The organism is Flavobacterium enshiense (genome assembly GCF_040750275.1).
Taxonomy (GTDB): domain Bacteria; phylum Bacteroidota; class Bacteroidia; order Flavobacteriales; family Flavobacteriaceae; genus Flavobacterium; species Flavobacterium enshiense_B.
In genome coordinates this window covers 273,250-297,651 of the sequence record NZ_JBDOCV010000001.1, presented here as the reverse complement: position 1 = coordinate 297,651, position 24,402 = coordinate 273,250, and the positions used below count along the sequence as shown (strand labels likewise).

17 protein-coding genes and 1 tRNA gene are annotated in these 24,402 nt (G+C 39.9%); 7 read left to right on the top strand and 11 right to left on the bottom strand.

The window, feature by feature from the left end; translation table 11 throughout:
• The first annotated feature begins 125 nt into the window (after positions 1 to 125).
• The 7 genes from ABGT15_RS01405 to rpe all read left to right on the top strand — a co-directional run bounded on the left by ABGT15_RS01405 (position 126) and on the right by rpe (position 10,830).
• Positions 126 to 2,294 carry a polyribonucleotide nucleotidyltransferase gene (locus ABGT15_RS01405; protein ID WP_367229628.1) on the top strand — a complete coding sequence of 723 codons (2,169 nt, stop codon included), beginning with the start codon at positions 126 to 128 and terminating at the stop codon, positions 2,292 to 2,294.
• A gap of 168 nt (positions 2,295 to 2,462) precedes the next feature.
• A complete protein-coding gene (locus tag ABGT15_RS01400; RefSeq protein ID WP_367229627.1) occupies positions 2,463 to 3,191 on the top strand; it encodes a hypothetical protein in 729 nt (242 codons plus the stop codon).
• A gap of 4 nt (positions 3,192 to 3,195) precedes the next feature.
• Positions 3,196 to 5,973: a TonB-dependent receptor domain-containing protein gene (locus ABGT15_RS01395; RefSeq protein WP_367229626.1), complete on the top strand. Its 2,778-nt coding sequence runs from the start codon at positions 3,196 to 3,198 to the stop codon at positions 5,971 to 5,973.
• 10 nt (positions 5,974 to 5,983) lie between these two features.
• Positions 5,984 to 7,189 (top strand): DUF4249 domain-containing protein, encoded by a 1,206-nt coding sequence (locus tag ABGT15_RS01390; RefSeq protein WP_367229625.1) that lies wholly within the window; start codon positions 5,984 to 5,986, stop codon positions 7,187 to 7,189.
• A complete protein-coding gene (locus ABGT15_RS01385; protein ID WP_367229624.1) occupies positions 7,186 to 8,916 on the top strand; it encodes a hypothetical protein in 1,731 nt (576 codons plus the stop codon). The genes ABGT15_RS01390 and ABGT15_RS01385 overlap by 4 nt, the downstream gene beginning before the upstream one ends.
• 88 nt (positions 8,917 to 9,004) lie before the next feature.
• A complete protein-coding gene (locus ABGT15_RS01380; RefSeq protein WP_026979542.1) occupies positions 9,005 to 9,868 on the top strand; it encodes a sigma-70 family RNA polymerase sigma factor in 864 nt (287 codons plus the stop codon).
• Between the two features lie 296 nt (positions 9,869 to 10,164).
• Positions 10,165 to 10,830 carry a ribulose-phosphate 3-epimerase gene (gene rpe / locus ABGT15_RS01375; protein WP_367229623.1) on the top strand — a complete coding sequence of 222 codons (666 nt, stop codon included), beginning with the start codon at positions 10,165 to 10,167 and terminating at the stop codon, positions 10,828 to 10,830.
• 32 nt (positions 10,831 to 10,862) lie between these two features.
• On the opposite strand, the gene ABGT15_RS01370 is transcribed toward rpe, so the two are convergent.
• From ABGT15_RS01370 to murC, 11 genes are all read right to left on the bottom strand, one after another.
• Positions 10,863 to 11,285 (bottom strand): CBS domain-containing protein, encoded by a 423-nt coding sequence (locus ABGT15_RS01370; protein ID WP_367229622.1) that lies wholly within the window; start codon positions 11,283 to 11,285, stop codon positions 10,863 to 10,865.
• Positions 11,286 to 11,359: 74 nt separating this feature from the next.
• Complete coding sequence (locus ABGT15_RS01365) at positions 11,360 to 12,682, bottom strand: TolC family protein (protein ID WP_367229621.1); 1,323 nt, start codon at positions 12,680 to 12,682, stop codon at positions 11,360 to 11,362.
• Positions 12,669 to 15,758 carry an efflux RND transporter permease subunit gene (locus tag ABGT15_RS01360; protein ID WP_367229620.1) on the bottom strand — a complete coding sequence of 1,030 codons (3,090 nt, stop codon included), beginning with the start codon at positions 15,756 to 15,758 and terminating at the stop codon, positions 12,669 to 12,671. The genes ABGT15_RS01365 and ABGT15_RS01360 overlap by 14 nt, the downstream gene beginning before the upstream one ends.
• A 15-nt stretch (positions 15,759 to 15,773) precedes the next feature.
• Positions 15,774 to 16,835: an efflux RND transporter periplasmic adaptor subunit gene (locus tag ABGT15_RS01355; protein WP_367229619.1), complete on the bottom strand. Its 1,062-nt coding sequence runs from the start codon at positions 16,833 to 16,835 to the stop codon at positions 15,774 to 15,776.
• 108 nt (positions 16,836 to 16,943) lie between these two features.
• Positions 16,944 to 17,750, bottom strand: coding sequence for a zinc-dependent peptidase (locus ABGT15_RS01350; RefSeq protein WP_367229618.1), 807 nt, complete (start codon positions 17,748 to 17,750; stop codon positions 16,944 to 16,946).
• 384 nt (positions 17,751 to 18,134) lie between these two features.
• Positions 18,135 to 18,208: transfer RNA gene (locus tag ABGT15_RS01345), tRNA-Arg, on the bottom strand.
• 60 nt (positions 18,209 to 18,268) lie between these two features.
• Entirely contained in the window at positions 18,269 to 18,715 is a 447-nt protein-coding gene (locus ABGT15_RS01340) for a GatB/YqeY domain-containing protein (RefSeq protein WP_367229617.1), read from the bottom strand.
• Positions 18,716 to 18,947: 232 nt separating this feature from the next.
• Positions 18,948 to 20,912, bottom strand: a complete 1,965-nt coding sequence (gene ftsZ, locus ABGT15_RS01335; protein WP_367229616.1) for a cell division protein FtsZ — start codon at positions 20,910 to 20,912, stop codon at positions 18,948 to 18,950.
• 12 nt (positions 20,913 to 20,924) lie between these two features.
• Positions 20,925 to 22,325, bottom strand: coding sequence for a cell division protein FtsA (gene ftsA, locus ABGT15_RS01330; protein ID WP_367229615.1), 1,401 nt, complete (start codon positions 22,323 to 22,325; stop codon positions 20,925 to 20,927).
• Between the two features lie 7 nt (positions 22,326 to 22,332).
• Positions 22,333 to 23,055 (bottom strand): cell division protein FtsQ/DivIB, encoded by a 723-nt coding sequence (locus tag ABGT15_RS01325; protein ID WP_367229614.1) that lies wholly within the window; start codon positions 23,053 to 23,055, stop codon positions 22,333 to 22,335.
• A complete protein-coding gene (gene murC, locus ABGT15_RS01320) occupies positions 23,052 to 24,398 on the bottom strand; it encodes a UDP-N-acetylmuramate--L-alanine ligase (RefSeq protein WP_367229613.1) in 1,347 nt (448 codons plus the stop codon). The genes ABGT15_RS01325 and murC overlap by 4 nt, the downstream gene beginning before the upstream one ends.
• Positions 24,399 to 24,402 lie beyond the last annotated feature (4 nt).

Genomic DNA, 24,402 nt, shown 5'->3' with positions numbered 1-24,402 from the left:
CGCCTCTTTTTGTTTTGTATATTTTGACAGAAAAAAGTTTGGTTTTTCATTGGGTATTAGACAACTACAACAACAACACAACAACACACAACTGAAACCCTTTGTTTAATTAAGAATTAAATTTTATGATTCCTAAGGTTACCCAAGAAATTATCGATTTGGGAGACGGTAGAACCATCTCAATCGAAACAGGAAAACTAGCCAAACAAGCCGACGGTTCTGTCGTGGTTCGTATGGGCGATGCAATGTTATTAGCAACGGCGGTATCTGCCCGTACTGCCAATCCAGGTATTGATTTTCTACCCTTAACAGTAGACTATCGTGAAAAATTTGCTGCTGCGGGACGTTTCCCGGGTGGTTTTTTCAAAAGAGAAGCACGTCCTAGCGACAGCGAAGTGCTCACCATGCGTTTAGTAGACCGTGTATTGCGTCCGCTATTTCCGGATGATTACCACGCGGAAACGCAAATTATGATCCAGTTAATGTCACATGACGATAATGTTATGCCGGATGCTTTAGCAGGTTTAGCCGCTTCAGCTGCCTTAGCAGTTTCAGACATTCCTTTCTACAACTTAATTTCCGAAGTACGTGTAGCGCGTATCGACGGTAAATTTGTAATCAACCCAAGCCGTGAGCAATTAGAATTATCCGACATCGACATGATGATTGGTGCTTCTTTGGACTCTGTTGCGATGGTAGAAGGCGAAATGAAAGAGATTTCAGAAGCCGAAATGGTAGAAGCTATCAAATTTGCTCACGAAGCGATTAAAGTTCAGATTCACGCACAATTAAGATTACAGGAAGCTTTTGGTAAAAAAGAAATCCGTACGTATGAAGGTGAAGTGGAAGATGAAGAAGTGTACAAAAAAGTAAAAGCAGCGGCATACGATAAATGCTATGCAATTGCTCAGGAAGCTTCAGGAAAAAGTGAAAGAGGCGAGAAATTTGCCGCAGTAAAAGAAGAAGCGAAAGCTTTATTTACCGAAGAAGAATATGCTGCTAATGCTGATTTAGCAGGATTGGTTGGAAAATATTTCTACAAAACCAACAAAGAAGCCGTTCGTAACGTAATCCTTGAGAAAGGAATCCGTTTGGACGGAAGAAAAACTACCGAAATCAGACCAATCTGGTGTGAAACGGATTATTTACCTTCTGTACACGGTTCCTCGTTATTTACACGTGGAGAAACTCAGGCTTTGGCTACTGTTACTTTAGGAACTTCAAGAGAAGCTAACGTAATCGATTCTCCATCAGAACAAGGTGAAGAGCGTTTCTACTTGCATTACAATTTCCCTCCATTCTCAACCGGAGAAGCAAAACCTTTAAGAGGAACTTCAAGAAGAGAGGTTGGTCACGGAAACTTAGCGCAGCGCGCTTTAAAAAATATGATCCCTGCCGATTGTCCTTACACGATCCGTATTGTATCGGAAGTATTAGAATCTAACGGTTCTTCTTCTATGGCAACGGTTTGTGCCGGAACGATGGCTTTAATGGATGCTGGTGTTCAGATGACGAAACCGGTTTCAGGTATTGCCATGGGATTAATTACAGATGGTGAGAAGTTCGCTGTTTTATCCGATATTTTAGGTGACGAAGACCACTTGGGAGACATGGACTTCAAGGTAACTGGTACTACTGATGGTATTACCGCTTGCCAGATGGACATCAAAATCGAAGGATTGCGTTACGACATCATGGAACAGGCTTTAGGACAGGCACGCGACGGACGTTTACACATTTTAGGTAAATTAACCGAAACAATCGCTACACCAAGAGCAAACGTTAAAGATCACGCTCCGAAAATCATTACCAGAACTATTCCAGGAAACTTCATTGGTGCTTTAATCGGACCTGGAGGAAAAGTAATTCAGGAATTGCAGAAAGCTACAGGAACTACTATCGTTATCAACGAAGTGGACGAGCAAGGTGTGGTTGAAATTTTAGGTACAAACCCGGATGGAATTGCAGCTGTATTAGCAAAAATCGATTCAATCATCTTCAAACCAGTTATGGGTGAAGCATACGAAGTGAAAGTAATTAAAATGCTTGATTTCGGGGCCGTAGTAGAATACACCGCAGCTCCAGGAAACGAAGTATTACTTCACGTTTCAGAATTGGCTTGGGAACGTACAGAAAATGTTGCCGATGTAGTTAAAATGGGCGATGTTTTCATGGTAAAATACCTTGGCGTAGATCCTAAAACAAGAAAAGAAAAAGTTTCTAAAAAGGCTTTATTGCCTCGTCCTCCAAGAGAAGACAAGAAAGACGATAAAAAAGAAAATCCTCAAGGTTAATTGCAATTAATTAATTCATAGGTTGAACCCCGCTTTTCGAAGTGGGGTTTTTTTATACATAAGTTTTTTTTATATTTTTTTAACAAATTAACACTTTTCAAAATGTTTTTATCTTAATTTGCGTAAGAATTATTTTATCTAAAATAAAACTCAACCAGCCCCGCAAAAATGAAATTAAAACAATTGGCATTACCCTTACTGGTGTTACTAAGTTTTTACACTGCAAAAGCTCAAACTTCAATTGAGACCTTAAGTGAAGCTTTTGACCAGACAATTGAAAAAGAAAACCTCAACATCAATAATGGTGTTTATCATACGAATATTTTCAGGATTTCAAACAATAAGCACCAATATTATCCTTCTGAAAAATTCAGCAAAGGAACGATTAATTACGAAGGACAAGACTACTTCAATCGCTCCGTAAAATACGACATATACCTGGACAATCTTATCCTGCAACCCATTGAATCTGAAGTAGTAAGTTTCAATTTAACACCACAAAAAACCGGTTGTTTTAAAATAAACGGGCGAAAATTCATTTACCTTAATAATCTGGATTTCCCTATGAGCACCATTAAAACTGGTTATTATGAAGAGAATATCTGCAATTCAAATTTTACTTTTTACATCCGCCATCATCGTGACAAAAGAGAGGTGATTAAAGACGTTAAAATCCTTATTGAATTTGACGACAATTACGAATATTTCTTAAAAAAAGAAGGTGCTTTTCACAAAATCAGCTCCCGAAAGGATGTTATCAAAATCTTTCCCCAACACAAAAGAAAGATTAACGATTTCTACTTAGCATCCCGCCAATTGGAAAAAGAAAACCTGCCTTTGTTCTATGAAAAACTCTTCAGCTACCTCAATACTGTTATAGACCACAATCTTCAATAGCCAAATGAACAAGTACCTCGTTACCCTTATACTTATTTTCTTCCTTCAAAACAGTTTTGCACAAGAAGAAAAGAACACTTTTTCTTTTGATTTCAATCAGACAAATCTTGAAAAAGCTATTGAAACGATAGAAAAAAACACAGCTTACACTTTCTACTTAGACACAAATTGGCTAAAAGAAAACCCGCAATCATTCACTTTAAATTTCACAAACGCATCGCTGGAACAAATTCTTTCACAACTGTTTGAGAAAACCAATCTTAATTATTTCATCACAAATAACAAAATCATTCTAACTAAAAACAGCATTATCTATAACGAACTGCCGGAAAACTATTTCACTCCTGAAAAAACCAAATCGGATTCCGAAAGCGCAACAGTTTTTCGAACCACTCCTGTTTTCCAGAAAGAACATGATGATAAAGACGCCAATGATAATACTCCGGCAATGATCGGTCGCGAAAATAAAGCATCCGATCAGAAAACCTTTGAATTAAGTGGTTATGTCCGAAATCAGAAAACCGGAAAACCTGCATCGGATGTAATCATAAGAGTCAAGAACTCCGAACATTCCACCGTCACAGATGCTGAAGGCTTTTACTCCATTAAACTCCCTATAGGGTTAAACATACTTGAAACGGAAAGCTTCCTGTTTCAGAAAAAAACGCGAAAAGTCATCTTGTACAGCAATGGTAAAATGGATTTCTCTGTTGCAGAAAACATCAATCAGCTTAACGAAGTGATTGTAAAAGCCAAAAAAACGGAAACCTTAAAAAGTGCCACTATGGGCTTAACCTCACTAAACGTTGAAGCGCTGAAAAACATACCTATGGTCTTAGGAGAACGTGATATTTTAAAAATTGCCACTACTATTCCCGGTGTCAAAACCGCTGGTGAAGGTTCTGCCGGATTTAACGTACGGGGTGGAAAAACAGACCAAAATTTAATACTACTCGACAACGCAGTAATTTATAATCCGGCACACTTTTTTGGTTTTTTCTCTGCGATAAACCCATTTACCACAGGAAGCGTTGATATTTACAAGGGAAGCATCCCTGCAGAACACGGAGGCAGGCTTTCATCGGTTTTTGACATTACTACTAAAAACGGCAACACTACAAAAATCTCCGGAGAAGGAGGCATCGGTGCCGTTACCAGCAATTTAACCGCAAGCATTCCGGTAGTTAAAGACAAAGCCAGTGTATTGGTTGGCGCAAGGGGCACCTATTCGGGTTGGATTTTACGCTCATTGAATGAGAAATCGCTAAAAAACAGTGAAGCCTCTTTTTATGATGCAATCTTAAAATACAATCACAAAATAAACGACAATAACACTATTGATGCAACGGGCTATTACAGCAAGGATGTCTTCAGTGTATCCTCAGATTCCCTATACAAATACAGCAACCAGCTCATCTCTCTAAAATGGAGCCATAACTTCAGCCCGAAACATCAGGGAGCCCTACTACTCTCCAACAGCGTATACAACTTTAACATTGAGTATGACAAAGAGAAAGACAGGCCGAAATCCTTTGAATTCGGTTATAAAATTGATGAGAAACAAGTGCAGTTCAAATTCAATTACGCTTTGACTGACAAACATAAACTAACCTACGGCGTTTCCGGAAAACACTATAAAATTAATCCCGGCTATCTTTCCCCAACAGATGACCAAAGTGTTTTAAATCCGGTTTATCTGGAAACAGAAAAGGCTTTTGAAACCGGGATCTATCTTGCCGATTCCTATAAAGTATCAGACAAATTACTGATTAATGCCGGTATTCGATATTCGTTCTACGGTGCTTTAGGAAACACTTCCCAGCGAATCTATCAGGAAGACGCACCAATAGCAGATGAATCAGTAGTGGAAACCAGACAATACGGCAACAACGAAATTATTAAAACTTACGGAGGATTTGAACCGCGTCTTTCCGTACGCTATTTTATAAACGATGAATTATCGATAAAAGCAGGATACGACAAAACATACCAATATCTTCATTTACTCTCAAGTAATACCACACAGTCCCCAACAGACGCATGGAAACTTTCGGATTTAAACATCAAGCCACAAAACGCAGATCAGTTTTCGATTGGGCTGTATAAAAACTTCTCGCAAAGAGATTTCGAAGTAAGCCTTGAAGGCTATACCAAACGAATAAACGACATCCTGGACTACAAAGTAGGCGCCAATCTGCTTTTAAATCAAAACATTGAAACGGAACTTCTCAAAGGTAAAGGCAAAGCTTACGGTGTTGAATTTCTAATAAAAAAACAAGCCGGAAAACTTAACGGATGGCTTGGATACACTTATTCCAGAACATTCATAAAGCTTGACAGTAAATTCGAATCTGAAAAAGTAAACAATAACGAATACTTTCCGGCCAACTATGACAAACCCCACGATATCAGTGCTGTTCTGAACTACAAATTCACCAAACGATACAGCCTTTCCACTAATTTTACTTATCAGACCGGAAGACCCATTACCTATCCCATCGGAAAATACACCTACGGAAATGCCGAATACACTTTATACAGCGACCGTAATCAATTGCGAATTCCCGACTATTACCGTCTGGACTTAGGATTTAACATCGAAGGAAATCATAAAATCAAAAAACTGGCTCATAGTTTCTGGAACATCTCTGTGTATAATGTACTAGGCAGAAACAATCCGTATTCCGTTTTCTTCGTAACTAAAAATGGAGAAGTAAAGGCCTATAAAACCACTATATTTTCCATCCCGATACCTACGGTAACGTATAATTTCAAATTTTAAAACATTAAAAATGAAAAAGGCAAACACATCATACTTCACCACTATAGCAATCTTTTTGCTTTTCTGTATCGGTATTGCCCCAGGCTGCACGGAACCTTATCAGATGACCACAAATACCTTTGAGAACATCTTGGTCGTGGAAGCCACACTTACCAACGAACTGAAAAAACAACAAATCAAACTCAGCAGAACCTATCGTTTAGAGGAGGAAGGACCGATTATTGAAGAAGGTGCTACAGTTTATGTTCTCGACGACACAGGAACCCGATACGATTTTATTGAACAAGACAGCATATATGAATCCGAAGCGGAGTTTCAAGCCGTTCCGGAAAGACGCTACCAACTTTTTATTTTTACTCGTGACGGAAAAGAATACACTTCCAACGAACAACAACTCACAACGGCAAATCCGATTAACGATGTTAGCGCCACTGTTGATATGCTTGAAGGTGTTCGAGGTGTTTCCCTTAAAGCGCACAGTTATGACCCTACCAATTCATCCAAGTTTTACCGCTACGAATATGAAGAAACATACAAAATTATTGCGCCCTATTGGGTTTATGTTAAAATGATTGCTACCGGAGAGGAATCCATTGCCTTTGTTCCACGTGATTATGAAGCACGAGTTTGCTATACTACCGAAAAATCTAAAGACATTATACTAACCACTACAGTAGGTCAAACGCAGGATCAGGTAGACCATCCTGTTCGTTTCATCAGCCAGCAGAATCCGATTATAATGCACCGATACAGCATTTTGGTTACACAATATGTCCAAAATCAGGAATCGTACAATTTTTACAAAAACTTAAAAAACATATCAAGTACAGGCAATGGCGGACTATTATCTCCTATTCAGCCCGGCTTTTTTAACGGAAATATTAAATCCGTAAACAATGTTAAAGAAAAAGTTGTCGGATTTTTCGAGGTATCTTCTGTTTCTAAAAAAAGGATCTTTTTTAACTATACCGATTTATTTCCCAACGAACACTTACCACCCTATTTCGTTGATTGTGAAGGAGGATCAGAATCATTAGTATTCTGTTTTGACCCTAGAAACGACGTATGCGACGGATGGAATATTATCAGTTATGCTAGAACACAAAGAATGCTTTTTTACCAGTATATCGGAGGCATGACCTATGTATTTGTTCCCCCTCCTTGCGGTGACTGTACTACATTTTCGTCTAACGTAATCCCCCCATTCTGGCAGTGAAAAAGTTAATCTTATTTTTGATTCCGACCCTATTGTTTGTTACTTCCGTATGGGCACAGAATACTCATACAGAAAAACCACTTAACTCGATTCCATTCATTGAGGAAACAGTTTATATACACAGCAACACCAGCACCTTAGTAACCGGTGAAACACTTTATTACAAATTATATTGTCTTAATACTGTTTCCAAAAATTTCAGCAACATCAGTAAAATAGGCTATATCGAACTTTTAGACAAAGACAATCAAAGCCTTTTAAAACAAAAAATCGGATTCAACAACGGCTCCGGAGTTGGTGATTTTTTCATTTCCGGAAATTATAAAACAGGAAGTTACAAATTAATCGCATACACCAACTGGACACTCAACAAAACAGCTGCCAATGTAACGCGACTGGATCTCTTTATTATCAATCCGTATGAAACTCCTCCAACAAGCACAATCACCAAAGACATACCTATCGTAAAAAAGAACCAGGAAGCAACACCGTCTGAAAACGATAAAATCGAACTGATTACAGAAAAAAAACAATTTGGGAATCGTGAAAAAGTTCATCTGCGCCTCAACGCAAAAACAGATGATGTAAGAAACGGTAATTTCTCTGTTTCCGTCCGAAAAATTGACAATTTACCAGTAATACAGCCAATCAATGCGGTAGCGTTTCAAAACTCAGCGTATGGGAAAACAGCTGAAAATGACAAAAAAAGCACTTTCCTTCCTGAACTGAGAGGTGAAATTATCTCCGGAAGCATCAGCTCTAAATCAAACAACGAAAACGTAAAAGACAAAACAGTTGCACTCTCACTTCCCGGAAAAAATTTCGATTTAAAAATCGCAAAAACCAACCATGAGGGGAAATTCAATTTTATTCTAGATCGCGATCCGGCTTCATCGGATGCTGTACTTCAAGTAGTCGAAAACAATAGAGACAATTATATCATTTCGTTGGACAAAAAAGAGGCCAATACTTTTAAATCACTGCATGAATCACCAGAATTACACCTTGATTCTTCAATGAAAAAAGACATCGAAGAACGTTCAATTGCCAGTCAAATAGAAAACAATTATTACCAATTAAAAAATGATAGCCTGAAAAAACAGTCCAAAACATATCCGTTTTTTCACCCATTGCAAATTGAATACATTTTAGACGACTACAGCAGGTTTCCAACCTTGAAGGAAAGCATAGTTGAAGTTTTTTTCGAAATGTATTATAAAAAAACTGGAGAGAAATATTCTGTACATGTGCGAGATTTCAATTCCAAAGGAGAAACGTTTGGCGAGCCCATGGTTATGGTAGACGGCTTATTAATCCAAGATACCGATGAATTATTCACCCTTGACATGCAACATATTTACAAAGTAAGTTTAATCAACAAAACCTATATTTACGGACCCAAAACTTTTGATGGTTTGATTAATTTTACCACAAAAAATTTCGCATACACAACCAACGCTTCCGGTGATTTCATTAAAAAAGTAACCTTGCAACGGCCACTTATTGAAAAAAAATATTTTGCTCCCGATTACAGTGTTAATCCCAACCAAAGAATTCCGGATTTCCGATATCAATTAGCCTGGATTCCCGAGATAAACTTTCAAAATCAAGAAAGTAGCATCGACTTTTTCACGTCAGATGTTAAAGGTAATTTCGAAATCTCTCTAGAAGGCTTTACAAAAAAAGGCGAACCTATATCGATAAAATCCACATTTTCCGTTGAGTAAAAAATAAAAAAACAAAACTCTTGTAACTTTTTTTTCCTTTCTTACGTATAACAACCTGAACACTTAAAAAGATAAGGAGAAACAATTAATGAGACAGCTCAAAATTACAAAGCAGGTAACCAATCGTGAAACTGCTTCCTTAGACAAATACCTTCAGGAAATTGGTAAAGTAGACCTGATTACGGCAGATGAAGAGGTAGAATTAGCACAGCGAATTAAAGCCGGAGATCAAAGAGCCTTAGAAAAATTAACAAAAGCTAATTTACGTTTCGTAGTTTCCGTAGCGAAACAATATCAAAACCAAGGTTTAACCTTACCCGATTTAATTAACGAAGGTAATTTAGGTTTGATTAAAGCCGCGCAACGTTTCGATGAGACCCGTGGTTTTAAATTTATTTCGTATGCCGTATGGTGGATTCGTCAGTCGATTCTACAGGCATTAGCCGAACAGTCACGTATTGTTCGTTTACCGTTGAATAAAATCGGATCGATCAACAAGATTAACAAAATGTACGCGTTGTTGGAGCAATCACAAGAGCGTGCCCCTTCAGCCGAAGAAATTGCAGCGGAATTAGACATGACTGTAAATGACGTAAAAGAGAGCATGAAAAACTCCGGACGTCACTTATCCATGGATGCTCCGCTTGTGGAAGGAGAAGATTCAAACTTATACGACGTTTTACGTTCAGGAGAATCTCCAAATCCAGACAGAGAACTGATTCACGAATCGCTTCGCACCGAAATCGAAAGAGCTTTGGAAACCTTAACCCCAAGAGAAGCAGACGTAGTGCGTTTGTATTTCGGATTGGGCGATCAACATCCAATGACTTTGGAAGAAATCGGCGAAACCTTTGATTTGACCCGAGAGCGTGTGCGCCAGATTAAAGAAAAAGCAATTCGTAGGTTAAAACATACATCCAGAAGCAAAATCCTTAAAACTTACTTAGGATAATTGGAAAAGTGTCAAAAAAGTTGTAAATTGAATTGTTTATTTTAACTTTACGGCTCAAAATTTGATAGTTATTCCTTAAAATATTGAAAATAACAACAGTTTCAATAACTGTTCGTTTTTTGATTGATGATTGAAACTCCGGCTGATTACCGGAGTTTTGCTTTTTAAGCAATCAAAACTCCAGTCAGTTCGCGAAAATCGCTCGGGTATAGCTTCGCTCAATTCGACTTTCAGTCTCGGGTTCGGAGTTTTGCTTTTTATACTATCTTTGCAACTTCAATACAACAACACACACAATGAACAAACAAGCTCTTATAGCACCGTCAGTACTTGCTGCTGATTTCGCCAATTTACAACGCGACATCGAAATGATCAATCAAAGCGATGCCGATTGGTTCCACATCGATGTAATGGACGGACACTTTGTACCCAATATTTCTTATGGTATGCCGGTAATTGAAGCCATCAAAAAACACGCCACCAAACCTTTGGACGTACATTTGATGATTGAAAAACCAGAACGCTATATTGACACTTTTGCCAAAATTGGTGCCGATATCATTACGGTTCATTATGAAGCTACCGTACATTTACACCGCACGCTTGCCCAAATAAAAGCAGCCGGTTGCAAAGCCGGAGTGGTTTTAAATTTAACAACACCCGTTTCCGTTTTGGAAGACATACTGCCAGAATGCTATATGGTTTTGATTATGTCCATAAACCCTGGATTCGGCGGACAGAAATTTGAAGAGATAACCTATAACAAGGTTCGCAAACTGCGAAAAATGATTACGGAACAAGGCCTGGATACTTTAATTGAAATCGATGGCGGAGTAACCAATAAAAATGCAAAACAACTGGTTGAAGCCGGTGCTGATGTTTTGGTTGCCGGAAGCTATGTTTTCAATGCGGAAGACCCAATTGCAACTGTCGCTGATTTAAAAAAAATCACCACATTATAAAACCAAAAAGCGCTGAAAACCAGCGCTTTTTTTTATTTATATTGCTCTAAGAGGTACTTTATCAGATCGGTAGTGGTTACGATTCCTACCAACAAATCTCCGGTACAAACCGGAAGGGCATGAAATTCGTTGGATGCTAATATTTTCGCCGTTTCCTTAATGGTGGTATCAGGCGACACACAAACTACTTTTTTGGTCATTACCTGCTCGAGTGTAAACATATTGTAAACGGTGGTATCCACTACTTCCTCATCATCATCTACAGCATCGGCAAAAGAAATACGCAACAAATCCGTATAACTTAACATTCCGATTATCTTACTGCCGTTCACCACCGGAATGTGTCTTATTTTATGTGCTTTAAACAGACTTTCGGCCTTAGTTAAATCATCGGCAAGATTGAGCTTAATAATATTTTGCGTCATAATGGTTGACACAGGAACTTGTTGCTTCATAATTGTAAAATATTGATTATCAATAAAATTACCCCTATAAAGTTACAAAATAGCTGATAAAAATCAGGCGTTTATCAAAACTTAATATTTCCGGCGATTTCCTGTAATGCGATTTCGGAAATTTTGGCTTGGAATTTCGCACTGCTGTGTCGGGCTACTGCATTGATATAATTTTCCTGAGCGGTTCTAAATTCGATAGTAGGAACGGTTCCTATTTTGAATTTATCCATCGTGATTTCAAGATTGCGTTTCGCTATAGTTTCGTTATCCTGCTCCAGCTTGGCTAATTCGATATTAGTCTTATAGGTTTGAAATGCGCTTGCCAATTGGGTGTCAATCGATTTATTTTGTTGTTCGATAGCCATAGCGGTATTTTCCACCTGCAACTTGGCAATCTTCTCGTTGCGATGCTGTAAAAAACCATTGAATACAGGAATCGCAGCCGAAACCCCATAATTCAATCCCCTGCCTGATGATTGCGACACAAATCCCAAACTCGATTCACTCTCGGTAAAAGCATACCCTGCATTCAGATTAACGGTGGGATAACGATTGGCTTTTACTTGTTTCAGATTCAATTCTGCCACTCTCTTGTTAATCAAAGCCAACTGCAGCTGAGGGTTTTGTTTTTTTGTCAATTCACGCAATTCAGCTAATTGCAATTTATCATCCGTTGTGCCGGTTTCAACTACTTTAAAATCGGCATCCGTTTCTCTCGCCAGCAGTTCGTTGAAACGAATTTTGGCATTATGAAGCAATTCTTGCTGCTTTAACAAATTGGATTTATCGGTGTTCAAATCCACCTGTGCGTTCAATACTTCCAACTTCGCTGCTTTCCCGATGGTAAAACGATTTTCAGCCGTTTTCAAGCGTTGCTTAGAAATTACAATGGTCGTATCTAGAGCACTTAACAATTGCTGCTGTTGCACCAAATCATAATATCCGGACATTACATCGCTTACACGCGTCATGATGGCCAATTTCAACTCGGTTTCACCTTGCTTTTGTAATTCTTTCAACTGATCGTAACGAGCAAACATTCCTAAACCGTCAAAAACCGTCCAACCCAAATTTACGCCGTAAGTCATGCTGTTATTTTTAGCATTATCCAGTTCCCGAACGGCTCCGGTGGACTGCGTTTGTTTTGTATTCTGTATGCTGTTGTTTTGCGTAAAAGTAGCATCCAATCTTGGTAACATTCCGGCATTGGCAACTCCTACGCCAGTTTCGTCAATTTTCAAATTATTGGAAGCTAATCGAATGTCGTAATTATTTTTTAAGGCAATTTGAACCGCATCTTCCAAGGTTAAAACCTCCTGCGCATTTCCAAATTGAAAGGCTACTATTATGAATATCCATTGCAACAAATACTTTATCATGCCGTTATTCCTTTTCATATTTTTCAAGATTATCAAATTCCGGACGATGCTTTTTCTCCCGTGACCACATCAGGTAAATGGCCGGAATGACAAACAACGTTAACATCAGGGAAAACAAGGTTCCTCCCACAATTACCACACCCATTCCAATTCTACTGGTGGAAGCAGCGCCTAATGACATTGCAATCGGTAACGCTCCTAATGCAATGGCTAAACTGGTCATTAGGATTGGTCGCAAACGAGATTCCGATGCCTCTATAATGGCTTCGTATTTCGATTTCCCTTGTTCCCGCAACTGATTCGCAAATTCGACGATTAGAATTCCGTTCTTCGTTACCAGACCAATCAACATTACTGTTCCAATCTGACTGAAAATATTCCAGGTCTGACCAAACAGCCAAAGCGAAAACAACGCTCCTGCAACCGCCATCGGCACAGTTAAAATGATGATGAACGGATCGATAAAACTCTCAAACTGCGCCGCTAAAATCAAAAAAATCAGCAACAACGCCAAGCCGAAAGCAAACGATGTATTCGAACTACTTTCCACAAAATCTCGCGATTCACCACTTAAATCCGTCGTGAAGGTATCGTCTAAGACTTTTTCTTTGATGCGTTCCATAGCGTCAATTCCATCGCCGATACTTTTCCCTGGTGCCAATCCTGCTGAAACCGTGGCCGACATGTAACGGTTGTTATGGTACAATTGCGGCGGGCTGCTCTGTTCTTCCACCGTAACTAAATTATCCAATTGAATCAGTTCGCCCTTATCGCTTTTTACAAAGATGGAAGTCAGATCCATTGGGGTATCGCGGTCTTTTTTATCGAATTGTCCCATCACCTGATACTGCTTTCCGTTCATCATGAAATATCCAAAACGCTGACCACTTAAGGAAAGCTGCAACGTTTGCGCCACATCGATAATGGAAACGCCCAAACTTTGTGCTTTTTCTCTATCAATCGTTACGTAAATTTCAGGTTTGTTGAATTTCAGGTTTACATCCGAATTCGAAAATGTTGGATCATCCGCCACTTCGTCCATGAACTGTGGGATTTTCTCCTGTAGCTTTTTAAAGTTCGGCGCCTGAATTACAAACTGCACTGGCATTCCGCCACGACGGTTCACCGCAATAGTCGGCGATTCAGAAACGTTTAGTTTGGCTTCCGAATATTGTTTGGTCCATTTCGTTAAATTCTCTGCAATTTCTTTTTGGCTTTTCTCTCTTTCTCCCGGCTGCACTAATGCAATTCGCGCACGGCCACTGTTCACGGAAGACGACCCGAAACCTGGTGACGTAATAATCAAACTCACTTTTTTCTCCGGAATGGAATCGTTGATAAGTTCAGTCAATTCGCTCATGAATCGGTCCATATAATCATACGAAGCACCTTCGGGAGCGGTTACATTTACCCCGATAAAACTTCGGTCGTCATAGGGTGCGGTTTCTTTCTGAAGCACAGTAAAGAATAAATAGATCAATCCGAAACAGGCGATTAATATTGGAAAACTCAACCATTTTTTCTTCATAAATCCGGTTAGGGCTTCCGCATATCCGGAATTCATTTTTTCGAAATAAGGTTCCGTCAGTTTATAGAATTTTGATTTTTTCTGCTCCCCGCCTTTCATCAGGTATGCATTTAGCATCGGCGTAAGCGTTAATGACACAAAGGCCGAAATCAACACTGCCGCACCAATTACCACCCCGAATTCACGGAACAAACGCCCTACAAATCCTTCTAAGAAAATAACCGGCAAGAATACCGCGGCCAACGTAATGGAAATTGAAATAACGGCAAAGAAAATCTCATTGGAACCTTTTATCGCGGCCTCAATCGGCGTCATACCTTCTTCTACTTTTTTGAAGATGTTTTCGGTTACCACAATTCCGTCATCCACCACCAAGCCTGTCGCCAATACGATGGCCAATAAAGTCAGTACGTTTACGGAAAATCCGCATAAATACATAATGAAGAACGTAGCAATCAGGGAAACCGGAATATCGATTAACGGTCGGAAAGCAATTGCCCAATCCCTGAAAAAAGCATAAATAATCAAGACTACCAAAATAATCGAAATCAACAAGGTTTCCGCTACTTCGGTTACCGCTTTTTTTACGAACACCGTATTATCGATCGCGATGTTTAATTTGAAGTCTTTTGGTAAATCTTTCTGCAATTGGTCGTATTGCTCGTAGAATTTTTCGGCGATGTCGAGATAATTCGTTCCCGGCTGGGGAATGATTGCCATACCCACCATCGGCTGACCGGAATCGGAAAGTTTGGTTTCTAAATTTTCAGCTTCTAAAGAGGCTTTTCCGATATCGCTTAAGCGGACAATTTTATCGCCTTCTGCTTTGATGATGATATTGTTGAATTCTTCTTCTGTGGATAAATTCCCTATGGTTTTTACGGTCAATTCCGTGTTGGCACCCGTTAATTTTCCGGAAGGCAATTCGACATTTTGTTTGTTTAAAGCCGTTCGGACATCGGCAACCGTGCAACCGTAGGAAGCCAATTTATTGGGATCAATCCACAAACGCATGGCATATTTTCGCAAGCCCCAAATTTGGACACTACTAACTCCGGGTATGCTTTGAAGGCGTTGGGCCAATACGTTATCGGCATAATCGGAAAGTTCGAGCACATTTTTGTTGTCACTCTGAACGGTCATCGTAATAATCGGTTCCGAATCCGCATCGGCTTTGGAAACTACCGGCGGGGCATCGATATCCTGAGGCAAACTGCGAACGGCTTGTGAAACCTTATCGCGTACATCGTTAGCCGCTTCTTCTAAATTTTTATCGAGGTTGAATTCAATGGTGATGTTACTTCTACCCTGACTGCTGGAAGAGGAAATATTTCGAATCCCATCAATGGAATTAATGGCTTTTTCTAAAGGTTCCGTGATCTGCGATTCTATAATATCAGCATTGGCACCGGAATAATTAGTTTGCACGGAAATCTGCGCTGGATCAATGGACGGAAATTCCCGCACACCCAAAAAGGTATACCCAATCACGCCGAAAAGGATCAGCATCAAGTTGAGTACAATGGTTAAAACCGGTCTTTTGATACTTAAAGTGGATAAACTCATACCTAAAATCTTATCTTACTTTAAACTTACTTTAACTGGGGCATCGTCTTTTAGTGTCATTACGCCACTGGTCAACAAAGTATCCCCTGCTTTTAACCCAGATAACACTAAAATTTCTTTGTCGGTTCGGGTTCCGGTTTCCACCATGACCTCTTTGGCTTTTCCGTTTAAGGAAACGAATACTTTTTTACCGTTTTGCACCGGAATCAAAGCTTCGGTAGGCACTAAGATAGCGTCGTTAATTTTATCCAGCGGTAAAGCGATATTGGCAAAGGTTCCCGGAATTAATTTTCCTTGTTTATTTTCGGCTAAAGCTCTCATTTTTAAGGTTCGGGTTGTTACTTCGATGCCTGGCTCAATCGCATAAATTTTAGCACTGAATTTTTCGTTGGAACCGGCTATGGTAAAGGAAATAGTCGTTCCTTCTTTCATCTGACCCGCGTATTTTTCAGGTATGGAAAACGTAATTTTCACCTGACTGGTATTGACAAGATTTGCGACAACTGTAGTTGGTGTGACATAAGCGCCTTTGGAAATGGAACGCAATCCGATTTTCCCTGAAAAAGGGGCTCGCACCGAAGTTTTGGCAATTTGCGCCTGTATAAGTTGGGTTTGTGCTTTCGCAGAACGAAAATCAGCGCTGGCAATGTCATATTCTTCCTGACTGATGGCTTCTTTTTGCAAGAGCAATCGGGCGCGACGTTCGTTTTCGGAAGCTAAGGTTTGTTTGGTTTTGGCTTGCGACAATTGTGCACGAAGTTCCAGATCGTTGATTTTTAGTAACTGTTGTCCTTTGGCAACGTAACTGCCTTCTTCAAAATTGATGCTCTCCACCACACCGGATACCTCACTGCGAACTTCCACCTGTTCGTTGGCATCGATAGATCCGGAAAGAGAAAGATTATCGGAGAAAACCTGAGGTCTTAAGACGATACCGGTAACTTTTGCTGGCTTTTTCTCACCCCCGTTTTTACCTTTTCCGCCTTCGTCTTTGGCTTTATTCTCGGAAATTCTGTAAAAAATCATGCCTCCTAAAATAACGGAGATCAAGGCGTAAATTATGTATTTAAGTTTCATATGGATTTAGAATAGTAGCTTTATGACTGCAATTTGTTGATTTGGTTTAAACAAAGCTACTTCTTATCCCTCCTACACCGTTAATTTAGAAGTGTTTTTAACAAAAATTTAGCGACTTCCCTTGAAGTTTATCATGAGTTCCACTTTGTGAAACAACTCTGGAAATTCTTGTTTAAATTGTCTGGGGGTTTCAAAAAAATGCTCCAGAACAACCGCTAAAAATTCAAATTTATTAGTATAGGCATAAATCCTGAAATAATCAGATTCCACAAGTTTTTTGGCGTTAGGCGGATGATGGATTTCCTCCAGAATTTCCTTAAACATATCCGAAAAAATAGTCATACTGGTATTATTGCTCTTCATGGCCTGAAAATTAAGCGCATGAGCAAATTCATGAAGTCCTAAATTATGATTGTCGTTATCGATGCTGTAGCCTTCAATAAAATCTTTCCATGAGAACGCAATCGCCTTCACCAAAGGATTAAATTCTCCTTTGTGATATTCGTCGTTCATGGTGGAATAATATTCTTCCGGATAAATGATAATGCGCTCGAAAACGTCGTACAGGTAATGCTTCATTCCAAAAGTAAGCATCGTAGATGTTGCGCCGATTAAAACCTTCATTTCATCTGTTACCATCAAACCGTCTTTCCCAACAAACTCATACTCGGCAATAAAATCTGCAACACGGTATTCGAAGTATTTTTTCTCCTTTATTGGCAGCCTCTGATAGAAAACAAAACCTTTCTTTAAAAAAGAGCGCTGACGTCGTGTTAAACGCTTTGAGAAAGGATAAAAATGAATGTAAAGCGGACGGTTGTAAAAAGCAATATACCCTTGCTCGAAGACTCTAAATACAAGAAGCCCGACAAACACAAGCACTATCACGGCTAACAAAATGTCTTCTAAAGGCATGCGTTAGGATTTGGGTTTAATATTTCAGGTAATATACAAATATTATAACAGAAGTTTACAAATTTATTTGAATAAAAACCATGAACTCCTAACGTTCTCACATCCTCAAAGTTCCGTTTTGAAAATAAAAAACACAGTAAAATGCTCAAGCAAGCTTGGATATTCGCTAATAACGACAGGGGGTTGACTACGTCTTACCCTACAAAGCTCCGTTTTGAAAATAAAAAACACAGGTAAAATGCTCAAGCAAGCTTGGACATTCGCTAATAACGACAAGGGGTTGACTACGTCTTACCCTACAAAGCTCCGCTTTGAAAACAAAAAGCATAAGTAAAAATGCTCAAGCAAGCTTGGACATTTTTACTTATGCTTTTTGTTTATTCGTGACCTCGGAGGGGTTCGAACCCCCAACCCTCAGAGCCGAAATCTGATATTCTATCCAGTTGAACTACGAGGCCGGTTTGAAGCTAGAATTTAGAAAAACGAATAGGCTTCTCAAATTCTAAATTCCAAATCCTTTAAACTAATAACTTTTTAACGATAGTGGAAATGGTTTTCCCATCTGCCTGACCTGCCAATTCTTTGGAAGCCTGACCCATTACCTGACCCATTGCTGCCATACCTGTTGCCCCGGTTTCGGCTATGATTTTTGTGATAATTGCTTCTACTTCCGCTTCCGACAATTGTGCCGGCAAAAACTTCTCGATTACAGCTACTTGCGCCAATTCCGGTTCTGCCAGGTCAGCACGGTTTTGTTCGTTGAAAATGGCTGCGCTGTCTTTTCTTTGCTTTACCAATTTCTGAAGCAATTTAATTTCGTCTTCCGAAGTCAAATCACCTCCAGCCGCAGATGTTTGTGCTAATAATATTTCCGATTTAATAGCACGTAACGCTTCTAAAGCTACGGTATCTTTTGCTTTCATGGCGGTTTTCATTTCATCCATGATTTTCGCTCCTAAACTCATATCTGTAGTTGTTTATACGATTATTCTATTCCTTTGATTCCAAAAACTCAAATGGTTTCCTGCTTAGCCCCGACAGGAGCGACATCGCGTAGAGCGGATGGCGGGAAAATGGCATCCAGATCCTCACTAACCTTTCGCTCCAAAAACCATTACTATTTTTGCTTTGCGAAGATAAAAAAATAACCCGAAACATCACTGCTTCGGGTTAAGGTTTCTCAAATAGGGGGATTAGTTAATCCACGTTGTCATGAAGGAAAGAGTTGTTCGAACGCAACTGAACGTCGTCATTACTGTCAAACCCTAAGGACATACGCGATTTACTATTGTCTACAGGAGCCGAATTCAAATCTACTCCCATGCGTTTATAAGCAGGTTCTTTCTCTAATTCGTTAACACGCGAAGTGCTGTTATTGAATTTATAGTTGAACTCTTTCATTTTTCTTTTACGCTCTTCCGCACGCATACGAAGCGTTTCTTCAATAGTCATTTCTACCGGCGAAACATCATCAAAATACGACTGTACAGCAGGTGCTTCCTCCGTCTTCCTCATGGTGATATCCAATTCCGGAGCAATCGGCTCTTCTTTTATTTCCGCTACCGGCTTTGAAGCTGCCAATTCGTTTTCTTTTTCCATGTAATCGTCTAGCGAATAACGCACTACTCCAGACTCACTTACTTCGGTTACCGGAACTACCTGCACCGGTTCAGTCACTTTCATTTCACGGGTTTCTTCGGTTAAATCGAATACTAAACGATCGTCGTTAGTGGAAACACCTCCATTGGTAAGGTCAAAAGAAAAAGATATTTGCTCTTGCACTTCTTGCACTTCCGGTTTTACGATTTCGGCACCGAAAACTTCAATTTCGCGAACGTCTTTAATTTCAAATTTCGGCTCTTCTTTTACCGGAGAAACGATTTCAAAGAAAACGTCTAAATTATTGATAAATTCAGAAGTTGGAATTAAATCCACTTCCGCTACCGGCTTTTTTTCTTCTACGGCTGCTACTTCCTCCTCTAAAGCAAAAACGATTTTTTCTTCTACTACAGGAGTAACTTCCGCCACAACCGGTTCCGATTTAACTTCTTGTGCAATGTTTGAAAAATCAAACGACGGCACCATTGGTTTTTGGGTTAAATCCTGTACTAATTTCTGCTCCCCTTCTAACGTGTGGATGATTTTTTTAGGCTCAGAATTTACTATTTCAGCCTGTTGCTCCACATTAAAACCTGTAGCAATAATCGTTACCGAAATTGCATCCCCTAAACTTTCATCTTCTCCAGCACCCATAATAATATTAGCACTGTATCCTGCTTCGGTTTGGATGTAATCGTTGATTTCACCCATTTCGTCCATCGTGATTTCGTTGGTTCCAAAAACGATTAGCAACAATACGTTTTTAGCACCCGTAATTTTATTGTCGTTTAATAACGGAGAATCCAAAGCGGCTACGATAGCATCTTTCGCACGGCTTTCACCGGATGCTGTTGCTGATCCCATGATAGCGGTTCCACTGTTGGACAATACGGTTTTCGCATCACGTAAGTCGATGTTTAAGGCGTAGTGGTTGGTAATTACTTCCGCGATACCTCTTGAAGCGGTTGCCAATACTTCGTCTGCTTTAGAGAACCCAGATTTGAATCCTAAGTTTCCGTATACTTCTCTTAACTTATTATTATTGATAACGATTAAAGAATCGACATGTTTACGCAACTTGTCAACACCCTGCAAGGCTTGCTCGGAACGCACTTTTCCTTCAAACTGAAACGGAATGGTTACAATACCTACCGTTAAGATATCGCGTTCCTTTGCCAATTGTGCAATTACTGGAGCAGCACCCGTTCCTGTTCCTCCACCCATACCTGCGGTGATGAAGATCATTTTGGTATTGCTGTCCAACATTTTTTCGATTTCTTCGATACTTTCCAAAGCGGATTGTTGGCCTACTTCAGGATTCGCCCCTGCTCCAAGACCTTCGGTCAAACCAATTCCTAACTGAATTTTGTTAGGCACCGGACTGTTTTGCAACGCTTGAGAATCGGTATTACAGATTACAAAATCCACACCTACGATTCCTTGTCTAAACATGTGGTTGATAGCATTACTACCACCGCCACCTACACCAATAACTTTAATTACATTTGATTGGTTTTTCGGCAAATCAAATGAAATACTTCCAAATTCGTTGTTGCTTTCCATACTGTATCGGTTTTATTCTGCGTTATCTAAAAATTCTTTAATCTTGTCTATATACTTATCAAAAAAGCCTCGTTTTATCTTATCTCCCGTGGATTCCATTTCTACCGGAGGCCTTTTTATTTCTGCTTTAGGCTGTTCAAAAACAAGCTCTTCCTCAATTGGCTCTTCTGCGATATTCTGAATAACTGGCTGTTTGATTTCAATTTTAGGCTCCGGCTGCTTCATTTCCACTAATGGCGTGGCGCTTTTGGTATTGTTTCGAGTGCTGTTCATCACCAAACCAACGGCTGTCGCATACATCGGACTTGAAATCTCCTCATCAGAATTTCCAGCCAAATGTTCGTTCGGATAACCAATTCTGGTGTCCATTCCCGTGATGTATTCCACCAATTGTTTAATGTGTTTCAATTGCGAACCACCACCAGTCAATACAATGCCGGCAATTAACTTTTTACGCGGATCTTCGTGACCGTAATTTTTAATCTCTGCAAAAACCTGCTCGATGATTTCCACTACTCTTGCGTGAATAATTTTCGAAAGGTTCTTTAACGAGATCTCTTTAGGCTCACGCCCTCTTAATCCCGGAATCGAAACGATTTCGTTGTCTTTATTTTCACCCGGCCAAGCCGAACCAAATTTCACTTTTAACAGTTCCGCCTGCTTTTCAATAATCGAACAACCTTCTTTGATGTCTTCCGTGATTACGTTTCCACCGAAAGGCACTACTGCGGTATGACGGATGATGCCATCTTTAAAAATAGCCAAATCCGTAGTTCCGCCTCCGATATCAATCAAAGCCACACCAGCTTCTTTTTCCTCCTGACTTAAAACCGCATCGGCTGAAGCTAACGGCTCCAAGGTTAATCCCGACAAATCCAAACCGGCACTTTTAATGCAACGGCCTACGTTTCGGATAGAAGACGCCTGCCCCACTACTACGTGAAAGCTTGCTTCTAAACGCCCGCCGTACATTCCGATTGGCTCTTTGATTTCGGATTGTCCGTCGATTTTAAATTCCTGCGGCAACACGTGAATAATTTCTTCACCCGGCAACATCGCCAGTTTGTGCACCTGATTGATCAGCATATCAATATCGGCATCGCCAATCACTTCTTCCGGATTTGGACGACTGATGTAATCGCTGTGCTGAATACTGCGAATGTGCTGACCGGCTATACCTACCACCACATCGTTAATTTTATAACCCGAATCCGCTTCTGCTTCGATAATCGCCTGCTGAATGGATTGAATGGTTTGTGTAATATTATTTACCACACCACGCGCCACACCAAGGCTTTTGGATTTCCCAACGCCTAAAATTTCTAATTTCCCGTACTCATTTTTCTTGCCGATCATTGCCACAATCTTTGTGGTTCCAATGTCTAATCCTACTGCAATACTTTCTTTTTCCATTTTTCTTCTATTTGGTGCACACAACCTGCTGTGTAAACTTCAAATTAATCATCTTATATTGTCCAACCAAGGTATCTCTCAATGAATGTTGATAAAAGGCTTTGTAATTATTAAACTTCTTATCCACATTAATACTTTTCCCGAAAAGAATACGATAGTCATAATTCCTGTTCGTCATCATCATGCTCCCTGTCGGCAAAATCTGCACACCTGTGATGTTTTTTTTCAAGAAATCATCATCATGAATTTTCTTAAAAACATCTACCAATCCCGCTCTGTTTTCCTCATTCACTTCACCGGACAGAAGAGGCACGCGCGCGGTATATGTATCCGACAACGGCATTTCTTCTCCTTGATAGTCAATGTAATACGAACCTTTTTCATTGCTAACTCTTGCGATTGGGGTCTTCTGTGTAACGAGCGCTTTAAGGGTTCCGTCTATTGTGGCATACACCTCGACTTTTTCAATCATCTTGTTCTTATCGAGAGTATGCTCTAAACTATTCAAATCTAATTTATCTTTTCGTATACTGGAAGAGCCGTTAAAATTTTGTATTAACAAGTTATTAACCGTTTCATGTGTCACAAAAGGGTTGTTTTCTCCCGTAAATTCAACATCGGTTTTCACTATTTTTCGTGCTTCGTTTCGCATGGTGGAAAACGAATACAAAAAAATCATGACACCAATCATGAGCACCAAACGCACATCTGCCCACTTTATTTTCTTCATTTTTCCAACGCTTTTTTAATTTCCGGAACCATTTCTCCTACGTCCCCCGCACCGATAGTTACAACTATCGGAGCATCAGAAGCTTGCATTAACGCAATCAATTCCTCTTTTTGAACCAATCGCTTATTGTCATTTTCAATTTTACCCAACAACCAACTTGAAGTAACGCCTTCCATTGGCAATTCTCTCGCCGGATAAATCTCCATCAAAAACACTTCATCGAATTGCGATAAACTTTTGGCAAAATCATCGACAAAATCGCGCGTTCTGCTAAACAAATGTGGTTGAAAAACCGCCAACACTTTCTTCCCCGGATACAATTCCCGAACCGCCTGATGCACGGCATTAATTTCCGTTGGATGATGCGCATAATCGTCAATGTATACAAAATCCGGCTTGCGAATCTGGAACGAAAAACGACGACGCACGCCTTTGAATGTTAAAAAAGCCTTGGCAATCGCGTCTGTTGGGGTACCAAATGTTTTTGCCATCGCCAAAGCTAAAAGCGCATTAGTAAGGTTATGCCTGCCTGGCAGACCAAATTTTAAATTTGTTATTGTCTCGGTTGGTGTTTCCACATCGAAAACATACCAGCCGTCTTCTATTCTTATGTTTTTTGCAACGAACTTTGAATCGTCGTTGACACCCACTGTAATGGCCTCAATCGGCAATCCGTTTGTGACAAAAAGTTTAGCTTTATCTTCTACTTTATTCGCGAATTCGATAAACGATGCTTCAATGGACGCTTTATCCCCATAAATATCCAAATGATCGGCATCCATGGACGTTACGCAAGCGATGTTCGGATGCAGGTGCAAGAACGAGCGGTCGAATTCGTCGGCTTCCACCACCGTAACCGTTTTCCCGTTTCCGATTAAATTGGAGTTATAATTCTCGACGATTCCACCTAAAAACGAGGTTACATCGGCGCCACTTTCATACAAAACATGTCCTAAAATACTGGATGTTGTAGTTTTTCCGTGCGTTCCGGCTACCGCGAAACAAAACGTATCTTTAGTGATGATCCCTAAAACTTCCGCACGTTTTTTCACGACGAAACCGTTATCCAAAAAGTAATTCCACTCGGCATGACTCTTCGGAACGGCCGGCGTGATAACTACCAGCGTATTATCTTTATTCAAATACTCCTGACCAATTAACGCAATGCTGTCTTCAAAATGAATCTGAATTCCTTCTCGCTCCAACTCTTCAGTTAAATGCGTTGGGGTTTTATCATAACCGGCTACATTTTTCCCGATGAACTTGAAATAGCGCGCAATGGCACTCATTCCGATGCCTCCGATTCCGATGAAATAGACGTTTTGTATTTGGTTTAGGTTCATTTTT

Excerpts from the sequence above, each read along its gene's own strand:
- ABGT15_RS01355 (WP_367229619.1), bottom strand. The coding sequence starts at position 16,835 with ATGAAACTTAAATACATAATTTACGCCTTGATCTCCGTTATTTTAGGA.
- ABGT15_RS01390 (WP_367229625.1), top strand. The coding sequence starts at position 5,984 with ATGAAAAAGGCAAACACATCATACTTCACCACTATAGCAATCTTTTTG.
- ABGT15_RS01340 (WP_367229617.1), bottom strand. The coding sequence starts at position 18,715 with ATGAGTTTAGGAGCGAAAATCATGGATGAAATGAAAACCGCCATGAAA.
- ABGT15_RS01370 (WP_367229622.1), bottom strand. The coding sequence starts at position 11,285 with ATGAAGCAACAAGTTCCTGTGTCAACCATTATGACGCAAAATATTATT.
- ftsA (WP_367229615.1), bottom strand. The coding sequence starts at position 22,325 with ATGGAAAAAGAAAGTATTGCAGTAGGATTAGACATTGGAACCACAAAG.
- rpe (WP_367229623.1), top strand. The coding sequence starts at position 10,165 with ATGAACAAACAAGCTCTTATAGCACCGTCAGTACTTGCTGCTGATTTC.
- ABGT15_RS01395 (WP_367229626.1), top strand. The coding sequence starts at position 3,196 with ATGAACAAGTACCTCGTTACCCTTATACTTATTTTCTTCCTTCAAAAC.
- ABGT15_RS01380 (WP_026979542.1), top strand. The coding sequence starts at position 9,005 with ATGAGACAGCTCAAAATTACAAAGCAGGTAACCAATCGTGAAACTGCT.
- ABGT15_RS01405 (WP_367229628.1), top strand. The coding sequence starts at position 126 with ATGATTCCTAAGGTTACCCAAGAAATTATCGATTTGGGAGACGGTAGA.
- ftsZ (WP_367229616.1), bottom strand. The coding sequence starts at position 20,912 with ATGGAAAGCAACAACGAATTTGGAAGTATTTCATTTGATTTGCCGAAA.
- murC (WP_367229613.1), bottom strand. The coding sequence starts at position 24,398 with ATGAACCTAAACCAAATACAAAACGTCTATTTCATCGGAATCGGAGGC.
- ABGT15_RS01325 (WP_367229614.1), bottom strand. The coding sequence starts at position 23,055 with ATGAAGAAAATAAAGTGGGCAGATGTGCGTTTGGTGCTCATGATTGGT.
- ABGT15_RS01365 (WP_367229621.1), bottom strand. The coding sequence starts at position 12,682 with ATGAAAAGGAATAACGGCATGATAAAGTATTTGTTGCAATGGATATTC.
- ABGT15_RS01400 (WP_367229627.1), top strand. The coding sequence starts at position 2,463 with ATGAAATTAAAACAATTGGCATTACCCTTACTGGTGTTACTAAGTTTT.
- ABGT15_RS01350 (WP_367229618.1), bottom strand. The coding sequence starts at position 17,750 with ATGCCTTTAGAAGACATTTTGTTAGCCGTGATAGTGCTTGTGTTTGTC.
- ABGT15_RS01360 (WP_367229620.1), bottom strand. The coding sequence starts at position 15,758 with ATGAGTTTATCCACTTTAAGTATCAAAAGACCGGTTTTAACCATTGTA.